Source organism: Pseudomonas asturiensis, assembly GCF_900143095.1.
Taxonomy (GTDB): Bacteria; Pseudomonadota; Gammaproteobacteria; order Pseudomonadales; family Pseudomonadaceae; genus Aquipseudomonas; species Aquipseudomonas asturiensis.
Genome location: NZ_FRDA01000027.1, coordinates 35573 through 45000 on the forward strand (window position 1 = coordinate 35573; position 9428 = coordinate 45000).

The 9428-nt window shown below is 59.4% G+C and carries 8 protein-coding genes and 1 pseudogene; 6 read left to right on the forward strand and 3 right to left on the reverse strand.

What is annotated here, in order from left to right; genetic code table 11:
- Window positions 1-65: 65 nt before the first annotated feature.
- A pseudogene (locus BUB69_RS29805) lies at window positions 66-932 on the forward strand (MCP four helix bundle domain-containing protein); the annotation flags it as partial.
- A gap of 69 nt (window positions 933-1001) precedes the next feature.
- Complete coding sequence (locus BUB69_RS29810) at window positions 1002-1790, forward strand: methyl-accepting chemotaxis protein (RefSeq protein ID WP_425439415.1); 789 nt, start codon at window positions 1002-1004, stop codon at window positions 1788-1790.
- A 54-nt stretch (window positions 1791-1844) separates the two neighbouring features.
- Here the strand turns inward: BUB69_RS29810 and can are convergent, their stop codons facing one another.
- Window positions 1845-2483 (reverse strand): carbonate dehydratase, encoded by a 639-nt coding sequence (gene can / locus BUB69_RS27440; protein WP_073173199.1) that lies wholly within the window; start codon window positions 2481-2483, stop codon window positions 1845-1847.
- 162 nt (window positions 2484-2645) lie between these two features.
- On the opposite strand from can, the gene BUB69_RS27445 reads away from it, so the two are divergent.
- The gene (locus BUB69_RS27445; protein WP_024685762.1) at window positions 2646-3053 is read left to right on the forward strand and encodes a hypothetical protein; all 408 of its coding nucleotides are present in this window, start codon (window positions 2646-2648) and stop codon (window positions 3051-3053) included.
- Between the two features lie 18 nt (window positions 3054-3071).
- On the opposite strand, the gene rimI is transcribed toward BUB69_RS27445, so the two are convergent.
- Together rimI and BUB69_RS27455 are read right to left on the reverse strand one after the other, a co-directional pair.
- Window positions 3072-3524: a ribosomal protein S18-alanine N-acetyltransferase gene (gene rimI, locus BUB69_RS27450; RefSeq protein WP_073173202.1), complete on the reverse strand. Its 453-nt coding sequence runs from the start codon at window positions 3522-3524 to the stop codon at window positions 3072-3074.
- Complete coding sequence (locus BUB69_RS27455; protein WP_073173205.1) at window positions 3517-4314, reverse strand: energy transducer TonB; 798 nt, start codon at window positions 4312-4314, stop codon at window positions 3517-3519. The genes rimI and BUB69_RS27455 overlap by 8 nt, the downstream gene beginning before the upstream one ends.
- A gap of 144 nt (window positions 4315-4458) precedes the next feature.
- Between BUB69_RS27455 and mksB the strand changes: the two genes are divergently transcribed.
- From mksB to mksF, 3 genes are read left to right on the forward strand one after another with little or no spacing between them, the layout of a single operon-like run.
- On the forward strand, window positions 4459-5736 hold the full coding sequence (gene mksB / locus BUB69_RS27460; RefSeq protein ID WP_073173209.1) for an Mks condensin complex protein MksB: 1278 nt from the start codon (window positions 4459-4461) through the stop codon (window positions 5734-5736).
- Complete coding sequence (gene mksE / locus BUB69_RS27465) at window positions 5726-6427, forward strand: Mks condensin complex protein MksE (RefSeq protein WP_073173212.1); 702 nt, start codon at window positions 5726-5728, stop codon at window positions 6425-6427. Before mksB ends, mksE begins: the two co-directional genes overlap by 11 nt.
- Entirely contained in the window at window positions 6424-9243 is a 2820-nt protein-coding gene (gene mksF, locus BUB69_RS27470) for an Mks condensin complex protein MksF (protein WP_073173215.1), read from the forward strand. The genes mksE and mksF overlap by 4 nt, the downstream gene beginning before the upstream one ends.
- Window positions 9244-9428 lie beyond the last annotated feature (185 nt).

The window sequence follows — 9428 nt, forward strand, 5'->3', positions numbered from 1 at the left end:
CAGGATCCGGCCCTTTCGGACATCCAGGCGACACGCGCAAAAGATGTCACAAAGACATCATACAGATGCCTTATAAACGGCTCTCCGAAAGGGTCCGCTTATTAAGGTCATGTGCCGTGAAAAAATTCCTGCCTCGTTTCTTGCGCCGACAGTCCGGGACGACAGTGCTGCGTCGCTTCAAAATCACGCCACGTCTGGTCATCTGCTTCGGTATCACATCATTGCTGATGGTCGCGCTGGGCGCTTTCTGCCTGCTGCAGATGCAGTCGATCCGCAATCAGGGCGAAGCCGTGGAGAGCGGCGCGTTGCCCAGTATTGCCATGGCCGATGCTATCGCTATCGGTCTGGTGAAATTGCGCAGCGAGACAACCCGCCTGATTGCCAATGCCGACGATCCGGGCGCAGTCATCAACAGCAAGATCAACGTCGAGCAGCTCAAGAACGAAGTCGAAAAAGGCTTCGCCGATTACCTGACGCGTGTCACCACAGGCACCGAACATGATTCGATCATCGCCCTGCAGGACGCCTATAAGGCCTTCATGCCGGGGTTGCAGGACCAGATTGCCCTGATCGAACAAAACAAGCTGAATGAAGCACGCATGCTGGCCAATACCATGCTGGCGATGCAGGGCGACCTGATGGACATGCAGGTGCAATTGCTGCGCGAACTCAATAAGCAAAGTGCCGCTGCCGCCGTAGACGCCGCAAGCGTGAGTTTCGAGCAGACACGCATCATTGCGCTGAGTGCCATTGCAGCCGCGCTGGCATTGACCCTGCTGCTGGCCTGGCGCCTGAGCGTGAGCATCATCCACCCGGTTCGCCACGCCCTGCACATCGCCAGTACCATTGCCGACGGCGACCTCACCCAACACGATATCCCGGAAGGCAAGGACGAAACCGCGCTGCTGCTGACCACACTGGGGCGTATGCGCACCAACCTGCATGGCACCATCGATCAGATCTATGCGGCCGCCACGCAGTTGTCCCAGGCGGTTCAGGAAATGGGCAGCATCGCCGAAGCCAGCGCCCTCAATCTCAAATTGCAGAACAACGAGATCGAACAGGCCGCAGTGGCCGTCAACCAGATGAGTCAGGCCGCCGTCGAAGTGGCGGGCAATGCCAGCAACACAGTGAGCGAATCCGAAGCGTCCACTCAGGCGGCAGCGCAGGGTCAGGTCAAACTGTCGGCAACCATCAGCTCAATCAAGGAATTGACCGAGAACGTGCTGGACTCTTCGCATCAAGCCGAAGGGCTGGCCGAGCGCACTCAGAGCATCAGCAGCATTCTTGATGTGATTCGTGCCATCGCCAACCAGACCAACCTGCTGGCGCTCAACGCCGCCATCGAAGCGGCACGTGCCGGTGAAGCCGGGCGCGGGTTCGCGGTGGTCGCTGATGAAGTTCGCTCACTGGCGCAGCGCACCAGTGCCTCGACCACGGAGATCGAAGGTTTGATCAGTGGCGTGCAGCAAAGCACCCAGCAAACCGCCAGCTCACTGCGGAACACAGCTTCGCAAGCCAGCCTGACCCTTGAACAGGCCGCTGCGACCGGCGAGGCACTTAACGTGATCATCAGCTCGACCGGCACCATCAACGACCGCAACCTGCTGATCGCCAGTGCCGCAGAACAGCAGGCGCAAGTGGCGGGTGAAGTGGACCGCAACCTGAGCAGCATTCGTGACCTGTCCACGCAAACCGCATCCGGTGCGCAGCAGACCACAGTCGCCAGTAACGCATTGTCGATGCTGGCGACGGATCTGAACCTGATGGTGCAACGATTTGTCCTGTAAGCACCCGGCGCTGTGTGCCCTGGAGGCAGCACAGCGCCGGATACGGACGTTCGATCAGTCCTGCGGACGCAGGCGATACTGAGGCGGCAACTGCTCGAAGCCGCTGATGGTGGTGTCCAGACTCTTCCAGCGGCCATCCTTGATGCCATAGATGCAGCCATGCACCGAGAGACTCTGACCACGATGCCAAGCGTTCTGCACGATGCTGGTGTGGGCAACGTTGGCGACCTGTTGAATCACGTTCAGCTCGCACATGCGATCGACACGCTCTTCTTCAGTAGGCAGTTGCGCCAGCACGTTGCGATTCTCGTAATACAGGTCACGAATCGAGCGCAGCCAGCCGTCGATCAGGCCGAACTGGCGGTCCTGCATGGAGGCGCGAACGCCGCCACAGCCATAGTGACCGGTCACCAGAATGTGTTTGACCTTCAAAACGTCAACGGCGTACTGAATCACTGACAGGCAGTTCAGGTCCGTGTGCAGCACAACGTTGGCGACATTGCGGTGTACGAACAGATCGCCAGGCAACATGCCGACAATCTCGTTGGCGGGAACGCGTGCATCCGAGCAACCAATCCACAGAAACTCCGGGGTCTGCTGGCGAGCCAGCTTGGCGAAGAAATCAGGATCCTCCTGTTTGATCGCCTCGGCCCAACGTGCATTGTTATCAATCAAATCTTGTAGATCGTTCATGCTTTGATGCCTCGTTTATGGTGCTCAGCGTTGGACTGGCCTTCGGCACCGGGAGTCACGTCTTTGTGCCACTACTTGCAATCACCTTGCATGACAAAAAAAGGAATCTTCAAAGGTGCGACCGGTCCACCTAACAAGACCACCTGCTAAAGAGGATTTGTCATGAACGATTCACGCCGTCCATTCGATGCCACCCAACCGGAGCCCATCGACGACAACGAAGACCGCATGGGCTCGATGGAAGAGCTGAACTTCAAAGATGAAGAAACCGCCCGTATCGGTGATCTTATTCCCGAAGACGAGCTGCAACATGAAATTCCGGATGAGCGCGTACGCCAGGCGGGGATGACAGGGGCATCCACGCCAGACCATCAGCCAACCGACGACGACCTGTCCCCGGAAACATTGATTCACGAAGACGGTGCGCGTTCGGCTAATGAACGCGGAGAAAACAGCCCTGCGGACCTGGACCTGACGGTCGTCGATGAAGACGATATCGGTGGAGGTGATGGGCTGGATGAGGAAGAAATGGCTATCGTCGACCCGCTGGACGGCAAGGCCGGGCGCTGAAGCCTGTTATTACCCGGTTTATTCCAGCAGGGTGCAGGCCATGACCACAGCGTCTTCGCGACCGCCCACTGCCGGGTAATAATCGCGCCGCCGGCCTATCTCGTTGAAACCGTAGTTTTCATACAGACGATAGGCCGGGCGGTTGCTGTCGCGCAGCTCGAGGAAGCACTCACGGGCATTGAGCTCGTAGGCACGCTTCATCAGGTAGTCCAGCAGCAGAAGCCCCAGGCCACGGCCCTGACTCTCGGGTTTCACCGTGATGTTGAGCAAGTGTGCCTCGTCGATGATGACTTGAACCACACCATGCCCCACCTGCTGAGCGCCTTCGAACATCAGCCAGATTTCGTACGTCTTGAGCCCGTCCAGAAAAATGCCACGGGTCCAGGGATGGCTGAAGGCTGCGTATTCGATCTTCAGCACCGCATCCAGATCGGCCTCGGTCATGGGGCGGAAGCTTATTGCATCACTCATCAATTGTTTTCCAGCGCGTCATCAGCCGACGCATGGCTGTCCAGACATCGGCCTTGCGTTCAGGCTCGTCCATCAGTAATTCCAGCCCCGGCAGCGCCCAGGCAGTACCAAGGCCCTCCACCTGAAGCTCGCGATTGTAGGATTCGGCATCGGCTTCGCCAGCGAATTTCACGGCAGGCAGACCGACCAGCCACAGACAGGCGCACGGCTCATCCTCAAGCCTGGCCCCTACGAAACCCTGCAAGAAATCACGTGCTGCTTCCGGGCCCTGATCCATCTGGCCGCGAACCAGCAACGGCCAACGCACAGGCTCGCCGATGATCTGCGGGCTGTCTGGCAAACCGGCGGCACGCAGCATGTCCTTGAGCAACAGATACGATGGGTCGCGACTCTGGAACGGTTGGCCAGTGGATAACTCAACCAGCAGCAAGCAACGTCCGGCACGCAGCAATTGCAGAGCAAAGCGCGGCGGCGGGATCACCACTGCCTTGGGCGGCGCGGGTTCGGCCTCCTCAGCAGCTGCCGCGACGGTTCGGGTACTGGCCAGAGATGGCCGTGGTACTTCGATCCTGGGGCGCTCAGGCGGCCGTTGCATCGGTACGACGTTATCCGCGACCACCGGCTCAGGCGAAGAAACCGCTGGTACGGCACTCGGCATCTCGACCGGCGGCGGCAACGGCGCGAGCAGTTCCGGACGGGACGGTGCAGCGAACGGCAGTTCAGTGCGCGGCAGCCAGTTGACCACCTGCATGGCGGTCAGATAGGCGCGGCGACGGGACTCATTGAGCAAGGGTCGGCCACCTGTGGATAAGTTAGGCGCGCAATTCTAGCGTTGTTCGCCCGTTAGTGCTGCAGCATATCGTCCGGCGGTGAAATCTTGGGCGAATGATGCAGTACAATCGCCGCCTTTCATTTGCCAACAGTCGGCCTCTCCATGATCGAACCCAAGCGCGTCTTGCGCGCCCTTGCCGAGCATTGGGCGCTACTCGAGCCCTTATGCGAACACTTCGACCAGGGCACCCTGAGCCTGAGCGAGCTGCGCCTGCAGCTTGCCGCTCAACAACAGGACAGCACCCCGCAAGACATCACCAACCTGCTGGACGTGTGGATTCGTCTGGACATTCTGGTGCCTGTCGCCAAAAGCCCGAACCGCTTCGAACTCAACGCGCAGATTCACGACTTTCTGTCGTACCTGCGCCGCGAACACCGTCTGGGCCTGTGCCTTGAGATCGAAGCCTATCTGCGCCATCTGGAGCGCCTGGCCGGTTATATCCAGGACGCTTTCGATATCCGCGATGCCAACGACCTGGCCCGGCAACTGCGGCTGCTGGACATGCGCGTACGGGACGTGCTGAAAAAGCTCGCCAATGACGAGCAGGCACTGGTCGCCGTAGCGGATCGCGCCAAGACCAGCGACCGACAGATCCCGCTACGCCAACGCTACGCAGAAGTGCTGGCCACGTGGGATGAATACGTCGAGCCGATGATTCAACTGGTCAACGCCGACGGTGCGTTCGAGCAAGGCGTGCGTAAGGTCGAGAACGTTCTGCTACGTCTGCTGACCGAACAGCAACGCCTGGGTCATCTGGTCGATGACGACATGCTGCTGCGCACCCACGCGCGCATCCTGGAAATGCAGACCAGCGCCCAGCTCACCTTGCGCCATGCCCGTGAATTGCTGCTGCCGTTGCGTGAAGAAGCACGCCGCCACAACGCGGTCACCCGAGGCGCTGCGCTGGCGTTGTCGGCCATCCGCCGCAAGGGGCTCGATGCGGTGCCGCAGGCGGCGATGCCGATGTTCACCCGCCCGCAAAGCACCTTTCTGGGCAGCGCCAGCCAGGTTGAAGCGTATGTGTACGCCCTGGCACGCTTCGAACCCAAGCCTGCACGCTTTCCCAAGGCCAGCAGCACGCGCAAGGGAGAACCACCGCGCGCGCCACGTACGGTCAAGGAAATGCTTGAGCGCTGTGAAAGCGCTCTACCAATGCCGGACCTGATGACCTGGCTGCTGGAGCAGGAACCGAACGGCGAAACAGAAGAATTGCTGTACTGGTTTTCGCGCCTGTCCCGCGACAAGCGCTTCGAGCGCGAACGCCTGGAACGCCGCGACTACTACACACGGGAGCACCGCGTCAGCCTGCGCTCCTTTGCCCTGCTTGCTGGTGAAGACAAGCAGCCAGAGAATTCCGAGAGCACTGTTCATGCATCTTGATCTATCCGAAATGTCCCAGCTCGCCCCGATCTTTCGCGAGCTGTTCAAGGGCTACCACGTCAGCCGCCGCGACCCGGAACTGTACGCTCAGCTCTCCAATTTTCAGGACCAGTACCGCACGCTGTTCAAAGCACTGGGCTTTGAGCTGGTGTGTGATACCCGCGGCTTCTATTACTTCGTGCCAGACCTGGCTGCCGCACAAGTCAACAAGACTGCGCAGCGCCTGGCACTGTTCACCTTCATTCTGGTCGAGCACCTGGCCGATCAGGGTCGCGACCCGATGGCGGTGCTGGACGGCGGCAGTCTGGGGCGCGATGAGCTGCCCTCCATGCTGGAGAAATACCGCGACCTGTTTCTGCAGGCCGAGGTCCAGACCCAGGAAGAACTGGAAGAGAAAATCATGCGCCGCATGACCCAACTGGGTTTTGCCAGCGAAGAAGTCGGCACCTATCGCTTCTTGCCGCCCATGCACCGTTTTCTCGACGTGTGCCTGTCAGTGCAGCAGGACCGCGATCTGGCAGCAAGCCTGCACAGCGCCCTGCCCTTGCCGACGCCCGTGCTCATCGATGACGACAGCGATGAAAAGCTGCTGGAAACCGACGATCCACTGGACCTGGCTGAATTCAGCGAAGAAACCGAAGAAGAAGCTCTGGCTCGTGCCATTGCCGATGAACAGGAGTTGGACGCATGAGCCAGGAACGCTTTGGCATTCGCCGTTTCGCCCTGTTGAATACCGCAGGCTACAGCCTGGGTCTGTTCCCGCTGGAGAATCCGCTGTCGGTGTACGGCGCGAACAACCTCGGCAAAAGCGCCTCGATCAACGCGCTGCAATTCCCGATTCTGGCGCGCATGTCAGACATGAGCTTCGGCAAATACAGCCTGGAGCAATCCCGGCGTTTTTACTTTGCCTCGGACACCAGCTACATCCTGGTCGAGGTTTCCCTGCCTCACGGCCCGCACGTCATAGGCGTGGTCGGACGCGGCCCGGGCGGCGGCTTCGGGCACCAGTTCTTCGCCTACGCTGGCGAGCTGGACCTGGGGCATTACCAGAAAGATGACACCTGCCTGCGTCAAAAAGAGCTGTTCAGCAATCTGGAAAGCAAGGGCCTCAAAGCCTACGAACTCAAGCCAGACGAACTGCGTCGCCTGCTGGTCGGCGGCCACACCTCGATTCCGCTGGACCTGACGCTGATTCCGCTGCGCTCGACCAGCGAGCAGAGCCTCAAGACCTTCCGTGCACTGTTCATCAACCTGTTGCACATGCGCGAGATCACCGCCGCCAAACTCAAGCAGCTGTTTCTCGATGCGTTCGAGCACAGCCTGCGCTCCGGTAGCGTCGATTACATTGCCGCGTGTGAAGAAGCCTTTCGCGATGTGCGCCGCATGGAACAGGACTACAACTCGCTGGTGCTGGCCGGACCGTTGGTCGAGGCACTGGCTGCCGGCGTCAAGCAACGCGACCTGTTGCGCGGCAAACTGCATCGCCTGTCACCCGTGCTGGACTCGCTGCTGGGCACCTGGTCGGACTATTCCGGGGCCCGCAAGGAAGAACTGGTCATCCAGGCTGAGCACTATCGCGCTCAGCAGGATGCAATGCAGAACGACCAGCGCAGCAGCACCCAGGAGCTGATGCGTCTGGAACGCGAAATCAGCAGCCTTCAGCGTTGGCTCGGTGAGCTTTCGGTACTGAAAAACCGCTTTGCCCTGGTCGACGACGTCAAAGTCCTGGAGCAGCAATTGCTGGCTGCCAAGGATGCTCACGATGAACTGGCCGGTGCGCTGGCACAGTCTCGGCAGTTCAGCGCCGAGGACCTTGATGAACGACTGCGCGATCTGGAGAAGCGCCTCAAATCGGTCAAACAGCAACTCGATCACGCAGACAACAACAGCTATGCGCGCTTGCGGGAAGAGTTCTCGCAGCCGGATGTCGAACGCCTGATGCGCCTGTTCAACAGCTCGCTGTTCAGCCTGCCGCTGGGCGACCAGGGCATTGCACTGGATGACGGCGATGCGTGGGTCAAATCGCTGGAAACCATTCTGGATGGCTTCAAGGGTGATCAGTTCGCGGTGCCTGGGTTGACGATCAACCTGTCAAGCATCGAACCTCCCGCACTGCAGGCTTTGGCCGATCGTGCCGCGCTGCGTGATCAGAAAGAGCGGCTGGAAAAAGAACTGAAGCAACTCAAGACTCAGCAGGCTGTGGCGGCAGACCGCTCGGCCAGCAAGACGCAAACCGAAGCGCTGTATCAGCAAGTGCTGGATGCCCAGAAAGCACTGGAAGACTTCCGTCGTTGCCAGACCTTGAGCGCAGAAGAGTCTTCCAAGCTTGAAGATCTGGCGCAGATGGAAGCGGCGCAGGATGAACTGAAACGTTCAAGCGATGCATTCACCGAGCGCGTCCAGCAACTGTCGGCCAAGCTGCAATTGGTCGCACGACAGATCGGCGATCTGGAATCCAAGCAACGCACGCTGGACGACGCCTTGCGCCGTCGACAGTTGTTGCCGGCGGACCTGCCGTTCGGCACGCCATTCATGGACCCGATAGACGACTCCATGGACAACCTTCTGCCGTTGCTCAACGACTATCAGGACAGTTGGCAAGGTTTGCTGCGCAGCGATGGTCAGATTGAAGCGCTGTACGCACAGGTTCGCCTCAAGGGAGTGGCGAAGTTCGACAGTGAAGACGACATGGAGCGTCGCCTGCAGTTGCTGATCAATGCGTACGCACACCGCACCGATGAAGCGCTGACACTGGGCAAGGCACGTCGCGCGGCAGTCACTGATATCGCGCGTACCTTGCGCAACATTCGCAGCGACTATGACAGCCTCGAACATCAGCTCGCCCTGTTCAACCGCGAGATCAACAAGCGTCAGGTGTCCAACCTGTCGAGCTTCCGTATCGTGCTGGCACCTAACAAGGAGGCGCTCAAGCACATTGATCAGATTATCCACAGCGCGGGTCAGTACGAAGAAGGCGAGACACTGTCGGTTTTCGACCTGAGCCAGAGTGCTGAACAGGACAACAAGAACGAAGAAGCCAAGGAGTATCTGGCAAGGCTGGTGGCGGCAAACCATAACCAGTTGGGCCTGAAAGACCTGTTCGAACTGGCTTTCGAGATCACCAAGGTCAACGGCCAGCCGGTTATCCACACCGATATCGACGGCGCTGCCTCCAACGGCACCACCATGACCATCAAGGCACTGACCAACATGTACCTGTTGCTGCACTTGATGGATCGCGACCAGGCGGGTCGAGTGCGCTTGCCTTACTACCTGGATGAAGCTGCAGACATCGACGAAAAGAACCAGGCAGCATTGCTGGAAACCAGCTTGCAACTGGGCTTTGTGCCGATCCTGGCGAGCGTGAAGCCGCAAGTCTCCGCCCATGTCGCCATCGACCTGGAAGGCGGCAGCGGGCCTAACGGCATCTATATCGATGAAGCTGACTGGAAGTACATTCAGCGTCGTGACGTAGTGAAGGCTGAGGCTTCAGAGCTGGCTTCGTAAGCCTGAGGAGTTGTGATGAGAAGGCCGCATGCAGATGCGGCCTTTTTTGTGGGCTGCGTACCATGGGCGTTACAGATCTGTGCGTGGCAGAGGGCAAGCGCACCGGAATGCTATACACACGTTGAACGCAGAGATAGCTGGCGAGGGCGACGCGCCTTTTGGGAACGCCAGATAGACAAAACCCC

What these genes read in the sequence shown, in the direction of transcription:
- BUB69_RS29810 (WP_425439415.1), top strand. Translation starts at nt 1,002, where the DNA reads ATGGGCAGCATCGCCGAAGCCAGCGCCCTCAATCTCAAATTGCAGAAC.
- can (WP_073173199.1), bottom strand. Translation starts at nt 2,483, where the DNA reads ATGAACGATCTACAAGATTTGATTGATAACAATGCACGTTGGGCCGAG.
- BUB69_RS27445 (WP_024685762.1), top strand. Translation starts at nt 2,646, where the DNA reads ATGAACGATTCACGCCGTCCATTCGATGCCACCCAACCGGAGCCCATC.
- rimI (WP_073173202.1), bottom strand. Translation starts at nt 3,524, where the DNA reads ATGAGTGATGCAATAAGCTTCCGCCCCATGACCGAGGCCGATCTGGAT.
- mksB (WP_073173209.1), top strand. Translation starts at nt 4,459, where the DNA reads ATGATCGAACCCAAGCGCGTCTTGCGCGCCCTTGCCGAGCATTGGGCG.
- mksE (WP_073173212.1), top strand. Translation starts at nt 5,726, where the DNA reads ATGCATCTTGATCTATCCGAAATGTCCCAGCTCGCCCCGATCTTTCGC.
- mksF (WP_073173215.1), top strand. Translation starts at nt 6,424, where the DNA reads ATGAGCCAGGAACGCTTTGGCATTCGCCGTTTCGCCCTGTTGAATACC.